Origin of the sequence: Arthrobacter sp. 9MFCol3.1, assembly GCF_000620385.1 — a bacterium.
Classification (GTDB): domain Bacteria; phylum Actinomycetota; class Actinomycetes; order Actinomycetales; family Micrococcaceae; genus Arthrobacter.
On sequence record NZ_JIBJ01000010.1, the window covers coordinates 44,277 to 62,607 of the forward strand.

The window sequence follows — 18,331 nt, forward strand, 5'->3', positions numbered from 1 at the left end:
GGTACACGCGCGGCCGCCGGCGCGGGCGCCGGTACGGTGAAATCCACGGCACAACAAGGGCCGGGCTCCGGCGGGCGATCCTGAGGTGTCAGGTTCGCCCGCCAGAGCCCGGCCCCTGGGACGGATGCGTGCATCCTGTCCGGCGGTAACGCCGGACCGGCGGGTCAGAGCTTGTCGAAGTCGGCCTCGTCGACCGTGGAACCGGACTCGGTGCTCGGTTCGCCGGCGCCGATAGCGGCGGGGGAGCCGCCGGACTTCAGCGCTGCCAGCCGGGCTTCGATCTCGGTCTGCTCGCCAAGATCTTCCAGCGAATTGAACTGGGCGTCCAGGCTTGACGCGGCGAGCTCCTGCTGGCCGCGGACCTTGGCTTCTTCGCGGCGGATCTTCTGTTCGAAGCGGCCCACCTCGGAGGTGGGGTCCATGATGTTGATGCTCTTGAGGGCGTCGTGAACCTGGCTCTGGGCCTGCACGGTCTTGGACCGGGCCACCAGCTCGTTGCGCTTGCTGGTCAGTTCGTTGAGCTTGCCCTTCATCTGGTCAAGGCCGTGCTTGAGCTTGTCCACCACCTCGGTCTGGGACGCGATGCTCGGCTCGGCAGCCTTGGCCTCGTTCTCAGAACCCATCTGGCGCTGCAGAGCTACCTTGGCCAGGTTGTCGAACTTCTCGGCATCAACGACGTCGCCCTTCGCCCGGTACTCGTCGGCCTTGCGCGAGGCGGCGAGGGCCTTTCTGCCCCAATCCTGGGCGTTGCGGACGTCCTCGTTGTAGTCGTCCTGGAGCATGCGCAGGTTGCCAATGGTCTGGGCCACGGCGGACTCCGCCTCCGCGATGTTGTTCGTGTAGTCACGGACCATCTGGTCCAGCATTTTCTGCGGATCTTCGGCCTGGTCCAGCAGCGAATTGATGTTTGCCTTCGCCAGCTGCGCCATGCGGCCGAAAATGGACTGCTTAACCATGGTGTTACCTTTCGTCCTGCTCCGTTGTCTCACTGCTTCCAGTGATCGATGATGTATCGCATCTATCCGCTGTCCGGGCCGTTCTGGCCGGCGCGTGGTCTGTAAAGTTTCCCGTCAAAGTTTCCCCGCCCTGTTTCCCCACTTTGTCCCCAGCTGGGATGGGGCCAACGGGCTAGAAACTTCCGGAGTCTCCGCCACCGAAGTCTCCGCCGCCGCCAAAGTCGCCGCCACCCCAGCCGCCGCCGGAATCATCGCCGCCTCCGCCGCCCCAGCCTCCTCCGCCGCCGCCCCAGCCGCCGCCTCCGCCGTGGAGGATCGAGTTGATGAGGATTCCGCCGAGGATCGCGCCGCCGAGGCCCCCTCCGCTGCTGCCGCCGAACATGCCGCCCCGGCCGTAGCCTTGGCCCTGGTTGGCGTAGCCGCCGAATTGGTCAACGTCGGACTGGGCCAGCTGCGCGGCCTGTGCCGCCAGCGCGTAGGCCTGCTGCGCGTACTGCAAGGCCGTGACAGGGTCCGTGCGGGAAATGGAGAGCGCATAGTCCAGGTTCCGCTGGGCTTCCGCCAGGCGTGTGCGGGCATCGGTGCCCACGCCACCGCGGCGGGCGGTGATGTAGTCCGACGTCGCGCTGATCTGGGCCTGGGCCGACATGATGCTCTGCTGCAGTGAGGCCTGGGCCCGGCGCGCCTGGTCCTGCTGGTCGCGGATTCCGGCCAGGGACTGGTCGAGTGCCTGGTGCGCCGTGACCACCCGTTCCAGCGTCGCGATCGGATCAATCTTCCCGCCCTGGATTTCCGCCTTGACCTGGGCAAGCGCAGCTTCCGCCGCGGCCACCGGGCCGGAAAGTTCCGGATGGGCGCCGGACTGGATCATCGCCTTCGCCTGGGCCAGGTCCTGGGCAGTATCGACGACGGCGGCTTCCAGGCTGTTGCGTGCCTCGTCGAGGCTGCCGGCCACCTTGGTGATGGCGCCGATCAGCACGTTCGTCTGGTGCAGGCTTTCCTCGGCGGCGCGGACGGCGACCGCGGCGAGGCTGCTCTCACCCGCGGCGAGCTTCTCGTGCGCCGCCGTGGAGGCATTCTGCACGAAGTCGAGCCGTTCCTTGGCCTGTTTGATGTTGTCCGCAACCTGCACCAGGGCACTCTCGGCGTACTTGGCACGCAGATCGGTCAGGGACTGTTCGGCACTGGCCAGCTTTGCCTGGGCGTCCGCGGCGCCGGCGCCGACGGCGGCGAGGGCCTGCGGTGCGTTCTTTTCCAGCTCCCGGAGGGAATCGAAATCCGCTTTCTGTTCCTGCAGCGATGCCAGCGCGGCCTCGGAGCGGCCGATGATTTCAACGAGCCAGCTCCGTTGCTGCTCCTCGGTGTCGGGGATGTGGTCGTCAAGCTGCTGCTGCAGCTTGAACGATTCCGTCATGTGGCCCTTGGCCTCCTGCAGCGCTTTGGTGAAATTGCCCACCGCGGCGTCGCCGTACTGGGCCTGGGCGAATCCGAGCTCCTGCTCGCTGGACTTGATGGCGTCGTCGGCTTCGATCAGCAGGGAATCGCTCTTCCGGCGCAGCTCGGCCACGGTGAGCCCCGCCAGCGGGTCCGGCTGCGAGCCTTGGGCCCCGGCTGACGCCCCCGAACTTTGCAGGGCCTTCTTCCGCCGGTTGCGCAGGTACAGGTACGTTCCAGCTCCGCCCACAGCCACGACGCCGACACCCACGAGGACGGCGCTGCCCGCTCCGTCGCCGGAGGGCACCGTTCCGCTGCCGCCGCCGGCCGCGTCGCCCACCGCAGCGGCCGTATCAATGGCGGCCTGGGAGAAGTCGCGCTTTCCGCCAGCCAGGTTCGGCACGATGGCGTTCTGGACGATGTTGGACGTCTTGGGATAGATGGCGCTGGCCGAACTGGGTGAGAAGTAGTACTTGCCATCGTCGGACATGGTCAGGATGACGTCGGCCTTGCCCATGCCCTTGTTGGTCGCGACGGCCTGGGCCCACGCCTTGGGGTCGGCCGGATTCTCGAACGTCTTTGCCGTGATGACGTAGAGGTTGTACTTGTGGTCCTTCAGGAGCTTTTGGATGGCGTCCTGGACTTCGGCCTTGCGGCTGCCGAGCACGTTCGCACTGTCCACGATGTTCTGCCCGGACGGAATGGTCACCGGATCTTCGGCCAGGGCTGGAGCGGCGGGAAGCGCCAGCAATCCAGCGACGCCAAGGACGGCGAGGAAACGATTCAACTTAGACCGCATGTGCAACCCTTCAGCACTTCTGGGACCGGTTCGGTCGAACCAGCCGTCACAGAAAGCAGCAGCGCCCCCACGCAGATGTAAAGCCGCAGGTCGCTGTGGCATTTCCATTTGATTCTATGGTGCACCCAAATGGCAGTCCACCTAGGGGAATATGCCACCAGCGAAACGCGCTTAACCAAGGAAACACCGGCCCGCGGGCCGCGAAACTGTCCGTTCAGGAACCTCCCAGCAAATGTCCGCTCTAGTGTCAGCCTGAGCGTCCATAGTTAAATGCAGACGAGGATGAAAGGAAGTCTCATGACTGAGAACCCAGTGCCGGGTGTGTCACCGGAGCCGACACAACAGAACCAGGAACCGGCGGGAGCACAGGAGGGCTCGCCGGAGCAGCCGCATGCCGGCCGCACGCCTGAGGCGGCACCGGGAAATCCGGTATCCGAACGCCCGGCCGCGGGAAGCCCGGCGCCCGAGAACCCGACCCTCCGGCTGGACCGCACCGAGGACGGCGCACCGCGTCCGGTGTACCAGCAGCACCAGCCGCCCGCCGCGGACACCCAGCAGATAGGCGCCCCGGCCCAGCACGCAGGCCCCTACGGCGGACCATCGCAGCCCGGCCAAGGCCAGCCCTCCCAGCCCGGCCACCCGCCCTACGGCCAGTCGCAGCAAACCCCGTACGGCCAGTCGCAGCAAGCCCCGTACGGCCAGGCCCAGTACGGCGCCAACCCCTACGGTGCCCACTCCGGCGGCCAGCCGCCGTCGGGTCCGTCCTACCCTTCCGGCCCGGCCTTTGCAAACGACCCGGCACACGCCCCCAAGCGCAAGGCGGCGTTCGGCGTGCCCACCCTCGTGGCCAGCATCGTGGCCGCCGGCCTGATCGGCGGCGGCGTGGTGGCCGGCAGCAACGTCCTGCTGGGCGACCGTCTTGCCCCGTCCGCCGCGAGCAACACGAGCCAGGCTGGTCCGGTGATCGTCAACAACAGGGACGACGTCAACGCCATCACCGCCGCCGCCCTCAAGGCTTCCCCGAGTGTTGTGACCATCAAGGCGACCAGCGGCAGCGACGGCGGCACCGGCAGCGGGATCATCCTCGACACCCAGGGCCACGTGCTGACCAACACCCACGTGGTGACACTCGACGGCAAGGCCGCCAACGCTTCCATGGAGGTCCGGACCAGCGACGGCAAGGTCTACTCCGCGAAGATCGTCGGTACCGACCCGCTTTCCGACCTCGCCGTGATCAAGATCGAGAACCCCTCGGGGCTGGTCCCGGCAACGCTTGGTGACTCGGGCAAGCTGAACGTCGGCGACACTGCCGTCGCCATCGGATCGCCGCTGGGACTCACCGGAACAGTCACGGACGGCATCGTCTCAACCCTGAACCGGACCATCAGCGTGGCATCCTCGGCTGCGCCGAAGGACGGTGCGGACAACTCCCAGGGCGGTGACCAGGGCTTCCAGTTCGCACCCCCCGGCGGCGGCGAGACTCCGAACGCCGCGGATCAGGGCTCGATCTCGATCAATGTCATTCAGACGGACGCGGCCATCAACCCGGGTAACTCCGGCGGCGCGCTGGTGAACACCAAGGGCGAAATCATCGGCGTCAACGTCGCGATCGCCTCCGCCGGCGGTGACGCGGCCAGCGGAAGCAGCAGCGGCAACATCGGCGTGGGCTTCAGCATCCCCATCAACCATGCCAAGCGCGTGGCCCAGGAGATCATCAGCGCCGGCAAAGCCTCCCACGGGCAGTTCGGCGTCAGCGTGAAGCCCAAGGCCGCCGGCTCGTCCTCCTCCGGGTTCTCGGTGGGCGCGGAGGTCGCGACCGTCGAGTCCGGCTCGGCCGCAGACAAGGCCGGCATCAAGGTCGGCGACGTCGTGACGAAGTTCCAGAACCTGACCATCAGCGATCCCAACCAGCTCACCGCGGCGGTGCGGGAACAGGCCGCCGGGGCCACGGTCAAGGTGACGGTGCTGCGCGGCGGCCAGCTCAAGGACGTCGACGTGACGCTCGGCGCCGCAGCTGAGCAGTAACCAGAGCAGTAAAAACAGCGCAGCGGCAGACAGCGCAGCAGTCAAAACTGCGCAGTACCGGGCAGGCCGGGCGCACCGAAAAGGTGCGGCCCGGCCTTTGCCGTCCCGGGCCCGTTCACTGACACAGACGTTAACCGTGGCCGCGCTGCCCGGCGGCTATGTGGTTAGCTAGGATTAGCCCGGCTGCCGGGCGATCCGTGGCCATGACCCCGTCAGGGGCGGCTGTCCACCCGCATGGAAGGCTGCTGTAGACACAGTGGAAGAAACTCTGAAAATCATTGTGCTGGTCAAGCACGTCCCGGATGCGCAGTTCGACCGCCACCTCACCGGTGAGGCCAACACGGTGGACCGCTCCGAAAGCATCCTGTCCGAACTGGATGAATACGCCCTGGAAGCGGCGCTGCAGCTGACCGAGGCCCGCGGCGGAGAAGCGGCCGGCAACAAGGTCATCGCACTGAGCATGGGCCCGGCCGGGGCCGTCAATGCGGTGAAGAAGTCCCTCCAGATCGGCGCCACGGAAGGCGTGCACCTCAGCGATGAGGCCCTGGCCGGTTCTGATGCCGCGGCCACGTCGCTGGCGCTGGCCGCCGCGATCCGCCACCTGGGCGCGGATGCCCCCGCGGACCTCATCCTCACCGGGATGTCCTCCACGGACGGGGAGACCTCGCTGGTCCCGGCACAGCTCGCTGAACGGCTGGGTCTCCCGCAGGTAACTTTCGCCGCGTCCCTGGAGCTCGACGCCGGCAAGCTCACCGCCCGCCGCGACGGCGACACCCACGCGGACACCATTGAGGCCGCGCTGCCGGCCGTCGTTTCCGTCACCGACCAGATCAATGATCCGCGGTACCCCAACTTCAAGGGCATCATGGCGGCGAAGAAGAAAACCATCACCACCTTGAGCCTTGCCGACATCGGCGTCGACGCTGCCCTGGTGGGCAAGTCCGGTTCCTGGACCGCCGTCGAGACCGCAGAGGCCCGCCCGCCGCGGACGGCCGGCACCATCATCACCGACGAAGGCGACGCCGGCATCCAGCTGGTCGAGTTCCTGGCCGCCCAGAAGCTGCTCTAAAGGGGATTATCCGAATCATGGCAAAAGTACTCGTTTTCATCGACAACCCCGGTGCCGCGCTGAAGAAGTCGAGCCTGGAACTGCTCACAATCGCCCGTTCCCTGGGCGAGACCGTCGCCGCCGTCAACGGCGAACTGCACGACGACGCCGCCTCGACCCTGGCCGCCTACGGCACCCAGGCACTGTACCGCCCGTCCGCCGCGGACCTCGACGACTACCTCGTAGGACCCAAGGCGGCATTCCTGGCCGCGGCCGCCGACGCCGCCGGGGCTGGCGTGGTCCTGGCCGAGAACTCGGCCGAGGGCAAGGAAATCGCCGCCCGGCTCGGCATCAGGCTCGGCGCCGGCGTCATCACCGACGTCGTGGCCGTGGACCCCGACGGAACGGCACACAAGTCCGTGCTGGCCGGGTCCTACACCACCACCGCGAAGGCCACGACGCCCGTTTCCGTGCTGACCGTGAAGCCCAACAGCGTCACGCCCGAGCCCGCGGTCACCGGCACGGCGCCGGAGAGCATCACTGTCCAGGTCCCTGACGTGACCGCGGCAGCCGCCCGGGTCACGGCGCGCGCCGAAAAGCCTGCCAGCGGACGCCCCGATCTGTCCGAGGCGCGGATCGTCGTGGCCGGCGGCCGCGGCGTGGACGGCAACTTTGGTCCGCTGGAGGAACTCGCCGACGCCCTCGGCGCGGCCATCGGCGCCTCGCGGGCTGCCACGGACGCCGGCTGGATCGGCCACGACGCGCAGATCGGCCAGACCGGCAAGACCGTCGCGCCGCAGCTCTACATCTCCGCGGGCATTTCCGGAGCCATCCAGCAGAAAGCCGGCATGCAGACCGCCAAAGTGATCGTGGCCGTGAACAAGGACGCCGAATCGCCGGTCTTCGAGATCGCGGACTTCGGCATTGTGGGCGACCTCTTCCAGGTCCTGCCGCAGGCCACCGCCGAAATCAAGAAGCGCAGAGGCTGACCGCATGAGCACCACCGCCATCCCGGCACAAAGCCCGTTCGATCCGGAGAGCTCCCGGATCGAGCGGGTGCTTTGTTTCACGGCCCACCCCGACGACATCGATTTCGGCGCCGCCGGCACGGTTGCAGCGTGGACCGCCGCCGGCGTCCAGGTCAGCTACTGCATCATGACCGACGGCGATGCCGGCGGCTTTGATCCGGAGCAGCGCGAGGAAATCGTGCGGCTGCGCGTTGCCGAGCAGCAGCGCGCCGCCGCCCTGGTCGGCGTCACGGACATCCATTACCTGCACCAGCGCGACGGCTACCTCGAACCCTCGCATGAGGTGATGCGCGAAGTGGTGCGCCTGATCCGGCAGCTCCGGCCCGACGTCGTGGTGTCTATGCATCCGGAACGCAACTGGAACCGGATCCAGAAGAGCCATCCGGACCACCTGGCCGTGGGGGAGGCCGTGACCCGTGCCGTGTACCCCGCACTGGAAAACCCGTTTGCATACCCGGAACTGGCCGAGGCCGGGCTGGAGGCCTACAAATTGCCCTGGCTGTGGCTCTTCGCCGGGCCGGAAGAGCGCGAAAACCACTTCGTGGACGTCACAGAGCACGTGGAGAGCAAGCTGGCCGCCATCCACATCCACGTCAGCCAGCACCCCGACGTCGACGCCATGGAGCGCACGGTCCGCGGCCTCATGCTCGGCACCGGGGCGCGCGCAGGACTTCCCGCCGGGCGTAGCGCCGAGGCCTTCCATGTCGTAACAGTCAACGGCCAGGGGACCATCGCCGGCTTCTAGTGTTGCTGCAGCACAACCTCTGCCATAAGCTGGCCTCTGTTTAAATCATATTTATTTGATGGAAGGCAGACTTTGATGGCGAAGACTGCGCAACACCCCGTTCTTGTGATCATGGGCGTCTCCGGATCCGGCAAATCAACTGTCGCGGGACTTCTGGCCGGCAGGCTGGGCTGGGACCTGGCCGAGGGCGATGATCTGCACCCCGAATCAAACGTCGCGAAGATGCACGCAGGACAGCCGCTGACCGACGAGGACCGGTGGCCCTGGCTCGAAAGCATTGCCGACTGGATCAGGGCCCACACCGGGTCCGGGAATCCCGGCGTCGTGACCTGTTCAGCGCTGAAGAAGCGTTACCGGGACGTTCTGCGCGGCGAAGGGGTGGTCTTCGTGTTCCTTGAGGGATCACGGGACAAGATCTCCGACCGGCTGGCTTCCCGCCACGGGCACTTCATGCCCCCGGCCCTGCTGGAGTCCCAGTTCGACGCGCTCGAAGCCCCAACAGCGGACGAAAACTTCATTTCCCTGTCCGTCTCCGCAACGCCGGCGGAAGAAGCACAGGAAATCATCACCCGACTTAATCTCGACGCCGCCGACGCCAGGCCCTGAGCCTTCCCGCGTTCCGCCGCGACCAAGGAATTTTTGTGAAATCACTGATAGCAATGCAGCTTCCGGCTGCCGTTGAGGCCGGGACCGGCGTGAATACCCAACTACTGCTCATTGCGGGCCTGGGCATCGCCCTGCTCGTGGTGCTGATCGCCAAATTCAAGTTCCACCCCTTCCTGGCCCTGATCCTGGGGTCCGGATTCGTCGGCCTCGCCGCCGGTGTGGAACCGGCCAAGGTGATCGCCAACTTCGAAGACGGTGTGGGCGGCGTCCTGAAGGAAGTCGGCCTGCTGGTCGCCCTCGGCGCGATGCTGGGCAAACTGCTCGCAGACTCCGGCGGCGCCAACCGGGTGGTCGACACCCTCCTGGCCAAGGCCACCGGAAACAAGCTGGTCTGGTCCATCACCCTCGTCGCAGTGATCATCGGCCTGCCGATGTTCTTCGAGATCGGGCTCGTCCTGCTGCTGCCGGTGATCGTCCTGGTCACGCAGCGCTCGAAGATGCCACTGATGCGCATCGCCATCCCGGCCCTGGCCGGCCTGTCCGTGCTGCACGGGCTGGTGCCGCCGCACCCGGGACCGCTGATCGCGATCAGCGCCGTCAAGGCGGAACTGGGCACCACCCTGGCCCTCGGCATCCTCATCGCCGTCCCCACGGTGATTATCTGCGGCCCGCTCTTCTCCCGCCTGGCGGCCCGCTGGGTGCCGGTGGGCGCCCCCGCCGTCGCCGGCGGCGTCGACACGGTGCACGGCGCGGACATGGAGGGCGTCAAGCGCCCGCCGAACTTCACCGTCACGCTGCTGACCATCCTCTTCCCGGTGGTCCTCATGCTGCTCAGGGCCGTCGTAGACATCATCTGGCCCGACCCCAGGACGGCCCCGGCCATCCGGATGTTCTTCGACTTCGTCGGGCAGCCGCTGGTGGCGATGACCCTGGCCGTCCTGCTGGCCATGGTGACCTTCGGCTATGCCGTGGGCCTGAACGGCGCCAAGATCACGAGCAAGATCGCGGCCAGCCTGGGCCCGATCGCGGGGATCATCCTGATCGTCGGCGCAGGCGGCGGCTTCAAGCAGACGCTGATCGGTGCCGGCGTCGGTGACTCCGTGAAGGCTTGGGCCGAGGGGACCAACATGTCCGTCCTGGTGCTCGGCTTCATCGTGGCCGTTGCCCTGCGCCTGGCGACCGGCTCGGCCACCGTCGCCACAGTGACGGCCGCCGGCATCGTGGCACCGCTGGCCAGTTCGCTGTCGCCGACGCACGCAGCCCTCCTGGCGCTCGCGATCGGTGCGGGCTCGCTGTTCTTTTCACACGTGAACGACGCCGGGTTCTGGCTCGTCAAGGAGCTGTTCGGACTCACGGTGGGCCAGACGTTCAAGACCTGGTCCGTCATGGAAACGCTGATCTCCGTGGTGAGCTTCGGCCTGGTCATGCTGCTCTCGCTGGTCATTTAGCCGGGCAGGAAAGCGGCCGGACAAGACGCCCGCCGGACACAACGTCCACCGGACACAACACAGAAGCCGCCCGGGCCTTGAGTCCTTCTACGGAAGGAGCCAAGGCCCGGGCGGCTTTGTGTGTCCGGGCGGCTTGCTGTTTCCTGCGGGTTGCTAGGCGTCCAGCGGTGCGGCCGCGACGGTCGGCAGGGTGGGTGACGCGGATCCGCCTTCGGGTTCCACGGTGATGCCCAGCGCGGCAGCGGAACCGATGCCCTTGACCACCGCGGGCTTGGACAGGGCTTCAGCGTCCATGAGGCCCTGCGAGACCGGGGCAGAGCCGTCCTTGGGGATCAGCCACATCTGGTAGACCTTGCCCGTGGGCGGAGCGGGGACGCCGTTCATTTTGACGACGGCCGCGTCCCTGGACGGGGAAATCGACACGGTGGCGGTGCCGCCGCCGTTGACGTCGACGGTGGCCTGGCGGACGTCGCTGGCCTGCATCACCTGATTCAGCGGATCGTTCTGGTTGGCGACGTACGCGCCGACGCCCACGCCGCCCAGGGCGATCACGGCTGCGGCGGCGACGCCGATAAGCCAGTTCCGCATGCCCTGCGGGCGGCGGCGTTCTTCCCTGCGCTGGCGGGCCGCACCGAGTTCGTCGGTGGCGGGCAGTGCGGAGCTGTCGCGTGCCGGATGCGGCAGCACCGGCGTCGCTTGCGGACCCTTGCCGGGAAGGGGCACTGCGGCGGGGATCTGCGCTGCGGCCTGCTCTGCCGTTTGCGCGGGCAGGGATGACATAATCCGGTCCAGCAGCCCGGCCGGAGGCTCTTCCTCTGCGGTGAAGCTGGTAGCCAGGGTCTCCCGGGCCTGCCGGACACGATCGTTGAAGGCATCCCGGTCTGCTGCCGGCGCGGAGGCGAGGAACTGCTCGATTGCGGTGCGCTCGGCGTCGTCCACGGCGTTGAGGGCGTAGACCTCGGCAAGGTCCACGACGCGGCCGGACGACAGATCGGTGGCGATCTCGGCGGTGAAGCCGCCGGGGAGGCGGTTGTTGTTCTCAGGTGCGTTCATGTCGGTCAATTCAGCTCACCCCCAAGCAGGTCTTCAGTCGGATCAGTCCATCGCGGATGCGGGACTTGATGGTAGGTACTGCGGCATTCAGCCGCTCGGCCACTTCCCGGTAGGTGAGGCCGCCGTAATATGCCAGCCGGACGGACTCCTGCTGCGTATCGGTCAGCGTCTCCATGCACCGGACCACGGCCTCGGCCTCGAGCCGGCTGCCGACTTCGTCCGAGACGGAATCGTGGTCGATCTCTTGGCTGCTGGCACCGTATCTGGCTTCGCGGTCGGTGGCGGACTGCGAAGACCGGACTTTGTCAACGGCGCGGCGGTGCGAGATGGTCATGAGCCAGGCGAGCGGACTGCCGGCGGCGGGATTGAACTTGGCGGCGTTCTGCCACACCTGCAGGAAGACTTCCTGGGTGGTGTCCTCACTGAGTTCGGTGTCGATCAGGACCCGGCGCGCCATGCCGAAGACGCGCCTGGAGGTAAGGCTGTAAAACTCCGCGAACGCCGTCTGGTCGCCCTGGGCGATCAGTGCCAGCAGGCTGCTGAGCCGGCCGTTGATGTCGGCTGAGGTGCCCGCCGGTGCGGCGGCCTCGGGGTTCGGGGCATTCGGAGTTTCCATCACTCCCAAGCATAGGGCGCCTGCAGGCCAACGCGGGCCACTCTGTGCGGCATGCTGCGCGAGGCCGGCCCCTGCCGCACCGGCAGAGGATCTGTCCAGATGTACTGTTTTCACCCGCCGTTCCTCGCTCCCTTCCGTTTCTCCGCATGATGCTTGGTAGACACAATGCCGAGTGGGCGGATTTGGTGTCCGCCTTCAGAAGTGATTCGGCGCAGCCCGGCACCTGGATGGGCGCCGTGCGCGGGAATTCTTTCCCGCGGGCTCCCCCCGGGGCCACTGCCGGTCCCGGCGGGCCTCCGCGGCGGACCGCTACAACTTGGCCCCTGCGAACCCGTTCTGGCGCCACGCCTCGTAGACTGCGATGGACGCCGCATTGGCAAGGTTCAGCGAGCGCAGGGCCGGCAGCATCGGCAGGCGGACCCGGGACGTCACCCGGGGACTGTGTTTGACTTCCTCGGGCAAGCCCACGGATTCAGGACCAAACAGGAGGACGTCCCCCGCACGGTAGCGGATGTCTGTGTACGTGGTCTCGCCGTCAGAGGTGAAGGCAAATACCCGTTCCGGTTCCAGGGCGGCCCACGCCGCGTCGATGTCCGGGTGGACGGTCACGACGGCGAGGTCATGGTAGTCCAGGCCGGCCCGCCGGAGTTTGGCGTCGGAGAAGTCAAAGCCCAGGGGCTCCACCAGATGCAGTTCGGCGCCCGTGATGGCAGCCAGCCTGATGGCGTTTCCCGTATTGCCGGGGATTTCGGGGGTGTGGAAGAGGATGCGGAACACGTTTCCATCCTAGCGAGCCGCCGGCGTCGAACGCGCCGCGGGCCTTCTGTCCCGGGGGCGCAGGGGAGTGCCCGGGCGGAATCTAGTGCATTCCGCCCAGCAGGCGGGCCAGAACGGGAACGTTGACCGTGTTAGGCGCCGGTCCCGAGCCGAGGAACAACTTGAGGCCACGGGCCAGGCCCGCGGCATTGACCACCTCGACAAGGCCCGAGCCTTCCCCGTACCCGCTTCCCTGGCCGCCGGCGCGGCGGTGCCGGTCGATCACCGGTTGGTGCAGATTGCCGTCCGTGCTGTGGACAACAATCCAGCCGGTGACATTGAGCTCGGGAAATATGTCCTGCATCCGGCGCACGATATGGCCCAGTTGGGGCGGGGCAACGGAGCGTCCGCCGTGGGTCAGCGTGCTGCCGTTCCATGCATAGGCGCCCGGCGGCAGGAGCATGGATCCCACGATCGCGAGCCGGTACCCGGCAAGGACGGCGTGGTCGATGTGGCTGTTGTCCGCCGGGGACTGCAGCCCGTTGACGAGGCGCGCCGCCGGGATGGTGGTCAGGATCTGCCTGCTGATGAGCTGCACGGTGCGCATCTCGCGTTGGATCCGGGCTTCGGCACCGAAGATTCCGCGCTTGCGGGGCATGCCGTGGACCTGCTGTCGGGCAAGGCTGGCGGGAATCAGCGGCACCGCCGATCCGCCGTCAAACTGCTCGAACGGCGGAACGTAGACGGGTGGGTCCGCGGCCGTATTCCGCGGCGTGTTCGGCCGTCGCACGTTGGCCGAGGCCCGGCTGCCCGCGGCCGGCGCGTCGAAGTGGGCGCCCTCGTCGCCGGCGGGAGACGCATACGCCCCGCCGGATGCGCTGCCGTAGGAGCGGTCATAGTCGGCGCGGCTCTTGGTGTCGATGAGTGTCTCGTAGGCGAGGGTGACGCGCCGAAACGCGGCAGGATCGCCGCCGTGGTCCGGGTGGGCGGTCCGGGCGGCCTTGCGGTACGCCACTTTGATGTCCTTCTCCGTCGCCGTCACGGGGATCCCGAGGACCTGGTAGTGCGAGCTGCTGCCCTGCGTCAAACAGAGATCCTTTTCATTGATGGTGCCGGCGGTGCGAATGCCGGACCGTTCGTGGGCGTCCGGCGTGCCCAGTTTAACCGGCTGGAGGGATAACGACTGCGTGTACAGGGATGGTTCCCGGCGGCTGGCATAATTGCGCGCATGCTGATCGCCGTCGCCGTCAACCCGCGCGCATCCTTTGGCCGGGCGCGGCACGCCGGGAAGGACGCGGCGGCGCACTTCCGTGCAGCCGGGGCGGAGGTCCTGCTGCTGTGCGAGGACAGCTATGCCGGGCTCGCGCAGGCCGTTGAGGATGCGCTGGAGTCCGGCGCGGATGCCCTCGTGGTGGTGGGCGGCGACGGCATGGTCCACCTCGGGCTCAATGCGATTGCCGGTGCCGGCCGTCGGGTTCCGCTGGGCATCATTCCCACCGGGACGGGCAACGATACGGCCCGGGCGCTGGGCCTGCCGCTGCACAACCTCACGGCGGCCTGCGAACGGGCCCTGGAGTCTTTGGCCGACGGCGGCCGGATGATCGACGCCGGCAGGATCACCGCCGGAGGATCCTCCCGCTTGTTTGCGGGCGTGGTATCGGCCGGGTTCGATGCCGCCGTCAATGAGCGGGCCAATGACTGGCGCTGGCCGCGCGGCAAGTTCCGCTACCAGCTCGCCATGCTTCGGGAACTGGCGTCGTTCCGGGCCATCGATTACACGGTGACGGCCGACGGCGAGCGGTGGCAGCAGGGCGCCATGCTGATTTCCGTCGCCAACGGCCAGTCGATCGGCGGCGGGATGAGGATTGTCCCGGAAGCCGTCCTCGATGACGGCTACCTGGACCTGTTCATTGTCAGCCGGCTGTCCCGGACCGGGCTGCTGGCCGTGTTCCCGAAAGTATTTGCCGGCAAGCACGTGGATCACCCCGCCGTGCAGCTTCGCCGGGTCCGCACCGTGGAACTGTCGGCCAGCAACATCGTGGCCTACGCCGACGGCGAGCGGATCGGGGCGCTCCCGATGACCATGGAGGTCGTCCCGCGGGCCGTCTGCGTTTTGGCGTAGTGGCGTGCCCGGCGTTGTCGCTTAACTGCTGGGGACCAACCTCATGACCCAGTACACCTAGCTGCCCGGCGTAGCGGCCGGCGCGGCCTTGCGCGGGGACAGCCTGTTCAGTGCCAGGGCGCCCACGAGCAGCCCGAAGTCACGCAGAGCGACGTCATAGAAGCCGCCGAGGATGAGCAGGTTGATGATGATGCCCAGCAGCCAGGCGGCCACAAGCGCCGATCCGAAGCGCGGGCGCAGCGCCACCGCTACACCGGCGGCGATTTCCACCACGCCAACGATGTACATGATCGTCTGGGCCGGCAGCGGGACCACCTGGGTCACCACGGGGGCCAGATACATGGTCCAGTCGGTCAAAAGGTTCGTGAACTTGTCCAGGCCGAACAGGATCGGCGCAACCGTGAAGACGGTCCGCAGCAACAGGAAGGCTTGGCGGTCCCTTGTGAGCTGAGGCGTCGGAGTGGCAAGGGCTGGGGAAACTTTCATGGCACTGCTCCTTCTAAAAGTGGATACTTCGATTTTAGAGGCCCGCGAGAGGATTAAGCAATGATTCTTGTTTTTAGAGATATTCTTGTCTCATGACCAAGCTTCCGTGGAACAACAGGCTTGCGGCGGTCGCGTCGCTGGGAGACGAGAGCCGCAGGAGGCTGTTTGATTTCGTCGCCTCAGCGGCGGATGCCGTTGGCCGGGACGATGCAGCCCGGGCCGTGGGCCTGGCGCGGAGCACTGCCTCCTTCCATCTGGACCGGCTGGTGAAAGATGGGCTGCTGGCCGTGGAGTTCCGCAAGCTCGGAGGGCGGGAGGGCCCCGGTTCCGGCCGGCCGGCCAAGCTGTACCGGGCCGCCGTGGGCGAGGTCGCGGCCTCCGTTCCCGACCGCCACTATGACCTCGCCGCCGAACTGCTGGTGTCCGCGATCGAGGACGCAACCAGCGGCGGCGGATCGCCGCGGGAGGCCCTGCTCCGGGCTGCCCGCGCCAGGGGGCAGTCAGCGGGTGAATCGGCAGCCCGCGCAGCCGGCCGCGAGCCGGAGGGGGCCGCCGGGGCGGCGGAGGCGGACTCCGCCGGTGGTCCCGATGGCGCCGGTCCGTTCGCGGACTTCCTGGCGGGGCAGGGCTACTGCCCGGCGGACGACGGCGGCGGGGGACTGGTGCTGCTGAACTGCCCGTTCCACCGGCTCGCCGCCGGGCACGCAGACGTGGTGTGTGCCATGAACGGCGCCTTCCTCGGCGGGGCCTCAACGGCCCTGGGGATCGACCCGGGCCGGATCGAAGCGCTCGCCATCGAAGATCTCAGGGAGCAGGGCGGCGCGCAGCCCGGGCAGTGCTGTGCCCGTATTCTGCCATTGTGACCGGGCTGCCTGCGTGGCCCTGCCCGCCCGAAGCGGCGGCGACCGTCCCGGCCGGGGCCCTGCCGGCGGGCCGGCCGGCACTGCGGGCCTGGCCCTTGATTCCGGTCAGCAGGACGCCGGCGATCACCAAGAGGCCGCCGCCGATCTGCACGAGGGTGAGCGGCGTCCCGAGCAGCACGGTGATGATCGCGGTGAAGACGACCATCAGGTTGAGGTAGTTTCCCGCGGTCCCGGGCGGGGTGGTTTTCAGCGCCAGGTTCCAGAGCAGGTAGGAACCAAGGGACGGGAACAGTGCGATGTACGCCATTGACCAGCCCTCGGCCGCGGTGTCGGGAAACTGCACGTTCATGGCGAGGGCAAACGGCGCCAGCGTCACGGTCGCGATCACCACCTGCACCGCTGTGGCCGCGATGGGCGGCACAGTCAGCCGGCGGGCAATGATCGTGTAGAAGCCCCAGACGATGATCGCGCCGATCATCATGAGCTCACCGGTGTTGATGGAGAGGCTGACCACGCGGGCCAGGTCGCCCTGGGTCAGGACGAGCAGCACACCCAGCAGGCCAAGGCAGATGCCGAGCCAGCCCAGCCGCGTGGTCTTCTCGCCGAGCAGGATGATCGCCATGACCACGATGAGGGCCGGGTTTGCGGCCGTCATCAGGGAGGCGTTCATCGCGGACGTGAATCCGAGCGCACCGTAGAGCAGCAGCGTGTAGCCGCTCATGCCCAGGACACTCAGCAGCAGGAGCACCCGCCAGTGGCGCAGCACGGCGCCCCAGCCGGGCTTTTCGATGAAGTGGGCCAGGATCAGCAGCGGCACGGCGGCCAGGGTCCAGCGCCAGAAGGTCAGCTCCAGCGGGGACATGGAGGCAACGGCGGCTCGTCCGACGACGAAATTGCCGGACCAGAACAGGGTCGCCAGCACAAGGCAGAGGGGCGCTTTCACCGCTTGAATGTACACCAGCACCGTGCTCTGCGCCCTCGCCCGGGGCCTTCGCCCGGGGCCTTCGCCCCGGGACTATGCCTTCGCCCCAGCTCTGCGGCTTCGCCCTGGCGCCGCGGCAGCCCGGGTGCACGCAGGTAGAATTGGGCTGTGCCTGTCTACCTCGATCACGCCGCCACCACCACCCTCGCCCCGGAAGCGCTGGCCGCACTGACGCGCGAACTGACCCGGACCGGCAACCCCTCCTCGCTGCATGGATCGGGCCGCCGTGCCCGGCGTTCCGTGGAGGACGCAAGGGAAGTACTCGCGGCGGCCGCCGGCGCCCATCCCTCGGAGGTCATCTTTACCTCCGGCGGCACCGAGGCGGACAACCTGGCGGTCAAGGGCCTGTACTGGGCCCGCCGTGCCGAGGATCCCGCGCGTAACCGCATCCTGTGTTCCGCCGTCGAGCACCATGCGGTGCTGGATACCGTCGAATGGCTCGAACGGCATGAGGGCGCCGAGGTTTGCTGGCTCCCGGTCGATGCCGCGGGCGTCGTGGACCTGGCCGTGCTCGAAGCCGAGCTGTCCCGGGATCCGGGCTCGATCGCACTGGTGAGCGTCATGTGGGCCAACAACGAGGTCGGCACCATCCAGCCCGTCGCCCGGGTTGTGGAACTGGCCCACGCTGCCGGCGTACCGGTCCATTCCGACGCCGTCCAGGCCTTCGGTTCCCTGCCCGTTGACTTCCGCGGGACGGGCCTGGACGCCATGTCCGTCTCCGGGCACAAGATTGGTGGACCTGTCGGCGTTGGTGCGCTGATCCTGGGCCGGGCGGTGAAGCTGACCCCCGTCCAGCATGGCGGCGGACAGGAACGCGACGTCCGCTCCGGGACGCTGGACACCGCCTCGATCGCCGCGTTTGCCGCGGCCGCCGAGGCCGTTGCCGCGAAACTCCCCGAGGAAGCGGCCAGGATCGCTGCCCTTCGGGACCGGCTGATAGAGGGGGTCCGTGCTGCCGTCCCCGAGGCCGTCCTGCGGGGTGCCCCGGGCCCCGGGCGGCTGCCCGGCAATGCGCATTTCACGTTCCCCGGCTGCGAAGGGGACTCGCTGCTGTTCCTGCTGGACCTCGCCGGCGTCGAATCCTCCACGGGCTCCGCCTGCACCGCAGGTGTTCCGAGGCCCTCCCATGTGCTGCTGGCGATGGGCCTGGATGAGGACACGGCGAGGGGCGCGCAGCGCTTTACGCTCGGGCATTCCTCGACCGACGCCGACGTCGATGCCCTGCTCAATGCGCTGCCGGGCGCCTATGCGCGGGCCCGCCAGGCGGGCATGGCCGGGCATGAGTCCAGCATCCAGACCGCGGGAACAGTCGCGCGGGAGTCTGCCCGTCAGGCTTCCGGCAGGAGCTGATCCAGAGCTAATCC

The 18,331-nt window shown here is 67.8% G+C and carries 17 protein-coding genes; 9 read left to right on the plus strand and 8 right to left on the minus strand.

What is annotated here, in order from left to right; genetic code table 11:
* Positions 1-164: 164 nt before the first annotated feature.
* Together C560_RS0111990 and C560_RS0111995 are read right to left on the minus strand one after the other, a co-directional pair.
* Positions 165-956 carry a PspA/IM30 family protein gene (locus tag C560_RS0111990; RefSeq protein ID WP_026538393.1) on the minus strand — a complete coding sequence of 264 codons (792 nt, stop codon included), beginning with the start codon at positions 954-956 and terminating at the stop codon, positions 165-167.
* Between the two features lie 172 nt (positions 957-1,128).
* Positions 1,129-3,189, minus strand: a complete 2,061-nt coding sequence (locus tag C560_RS0111995) for a TPM domain-containing protein (protein WP_026538394.1) — start codon at positions 3,187-3,189, stop codon at positions 1,129-1,131.
* Positions 3,190-3,486: 297 nt separating this feature from the next.
* On the opposite strand from C560_RS0111995, the gene C560_RS0112000 reads away from it, so the two are divergent.
* From C560_RS0112000 to C560_RS0112025, 6 genes are all read left to right on the plus strand, one after another.
* Positions 3,487-5,214: a S1C family serine protease gene (locus C560_RS0112000; protein ID WP_026538395.1), complete on the plus strand. Its 1,728-nt coding sequence runs from the start codon at positions 3,487-3,489 to the stop codon at positions 5,212-5,214.
* A gap of 256 nt (positions 5,215-5,470) precedes the next feature.
* A complete protein-coding gene (locus tag C560_RS0112005) occupies positions 5,471-6,283 on the plus strand; it encodes an electron transfer flavoprotein subunit beta/FixA family protein (RefSeq protein ID WP_026538396.1) in 813 nt (270 codons plus the stop codon).
* Positions 6,284-6,300: 17 nt separating this feature from the next.
* Positions 6,301-7,251: an electron transfer flavoprotein subunit alpha/FixB family protein gene (locus C560_RS0112010; protein WP_026538397.1), complete on the plus strand. Its 951-nt coding sequence runs from the start codon at positions 6,301-6,303 to the stop codon at positions 7,249-7,251.
* 4 nt (positions 7,252-7,255) lie between these two features.
* Positions 7,256-8,035 (plus strand): PIG-L deacetylase family protein, encoded by a 780-nt coding sequence (locus C560_RS0112015; protein WP_026538398.1) that lies wholly within the window; start codon positions 7,256-7,258, stop codon positions 8,033-8,035.
* Positions 8,036-8,110: 75 nt separating this feature from the next.
* Positions 8,111-8,641 (plus strand): gluconokinase, encoded by a 531-nt coding sequence (locus tag C560_RS0112020; RefSeq protein WP_026538399.1) that lies wholly within the window; start codon positions 8,111-8,113, stop codon positions 8,639-8,641.
* A gap of 53 nt (positions 8,642-8,694) precedes the next feature.
* The gene (locus tag C560_RS0112025; protein WP_026538400.1) at positions 8,695-10,089 is read left to right on the plus strand and encodes a GntT/GntP/DsdX family permease; all 1,395 of its coding nucleotides are present in this window, start codon (positions 8,695-8,697) and stop codon (positions 10,087-10,089) included.
* Positions 10,090-10,242: 153 nt separating this feature from the next.
* On the opposite strand, the gene C560_RS0112030 is transcribed toward C560_RS0112025, so the two are convergent.
* The 4 genes from C560_RS0112030 to C560_RS0112045 all read right to left on the minus strand — a co-directional run bounded on the left by C560_RS0112030 (position 10,243) and on the right by C560_RS0112045 (position 13,601).
* The gene (locus tag C560_RS0112030; RefSeq protein WP_043423054.1) at positions 10,243-11,142 is read right to left on the minus strand and encodes an anti-sigma factor; all 900 of its coding nucleotides are present in this window, start codon (positions 11,140-11,142) and stop codon (positions 10,243-10,245) included.
* Between the two features lie 10 nt (positions 11,143-11,152).
* On the minus strand, positions 11,153-11,758 hold the full coding sequence (gene sigK, locus C560_RS0112035; RefSeq protein WP_018775186.1) for an ECF RNA polymerase sigma factor SigK: 606 nt from the start codon (positions 11,756-11,758) through the stop codon (positions 11,153-11,155).
* 309 nt (positions 11,759-12,067) lie between these two features.
* Positions 12,068-12,535, minus strand: a complete 468-nt coding sequence (locus C560_RS0112040) for a tRNA (cytidine(34)-2'-O)-methyltransferase (RefSeq protein ID WP_026538402.1) — start codon at positions 12,533-12,535, stop codon at positions 12,068-12,070.
* An 82-nt stretch (positions 12,536-12,617) separates the two neighbouring features.
* On the minus strand, positions 12,618-13,601 hold the full coding sequence (locus tag C560_RS0112045) for a J domain-containing protein (protein WP_026538403.1): 984 nt from the start codon (positions 13,599-13,601) through the stop codon (positions 12,618-12,620).
* Positions 13,602-13,742: 141 nt separating this feature from the next.
* Here C560_RS0112045 and C560_RS0112050 point away from each other — a divergent pair, with 141 nt between their 5' ends.
* Positions 13,743-14,636 (plus strand): diacylglycerol/lipid kinase family protein, encoded by an 894-nt coding sequence (locus tag C560_RS0112050; RefSeq protein WP_043423037.1) that lies wholly within the window; start codon positions 13,743-13,745, stop codon positions 14,634-14,636.
* A 57-nt stretch (positions 14,637-14,693) separates the two neighbouring features.
* Here the strand turns inward: C560_RS0112050 and C560_RS0112055 are convergent, their stop codons facing one another.
* Positions 14,694-15,122, minus strand: a complete 429-nt coding sequence (locus C560_RS0112055) for a hypothetical protein (RefSeq protein WP_026538405.1) — start codon at positions 15,120-15,122, stop codon at positions 14,694-14,696.
* A 92-nt stretch (positions 15,123-15,214) separates the two neighbouring features.
* On the opposite strand from C560_RS0112055, the gene C560_RS0112060 reads away from it, so the two are divergent.
* Positions 15,215-15,985, plus strand: a complete 771-nt coding sequence (locus C560_RS0112060) for a helix-turn-helix transcriptional regulator (protein ID WP_026538406.1) — start codon at positions 15,215-15,217, stop codon at positions 15,983-15,985.
* Here C560_RS0112060 and C560_RS0112065 read toward each other — a convergent pair.
* The gene (locus tag C560_RS0112065; protein ID WP_026538407.1) at positions 15,927-16,928 is read right to left on the minus strand and encodes a DMT family transporter; all 1,002 of its coding nucleotides are present in this window, start codon (positions 16,926-16,928) and stop codon (positions 15,927-15,929) included. The two genes, C560_RS0112060 and C560_RS0112065, sit on opposite strands and share 59 nt — an antisense overlap.
* A 147-nt stretch (positions 16,929-17,075) precedes the next feature.
* On the opposite strand from C560_RS0112065, the gene C560_RS0112070 reads away from it, so the two are divergent.
* Complete coding sequence (locus tag C560_RS0112070) at positions 17,076-18,317, plus strand: cysteine desulfurase family protein (RefSeq protein ID WP_026538408.1); 1,242 nt, start codon at positions 17,076-17,078, stop codon at positions 18,315-18,317.
* The last annotated feature ends 14 nt before the right edge of the window (positions 18,318-18,331 follow it).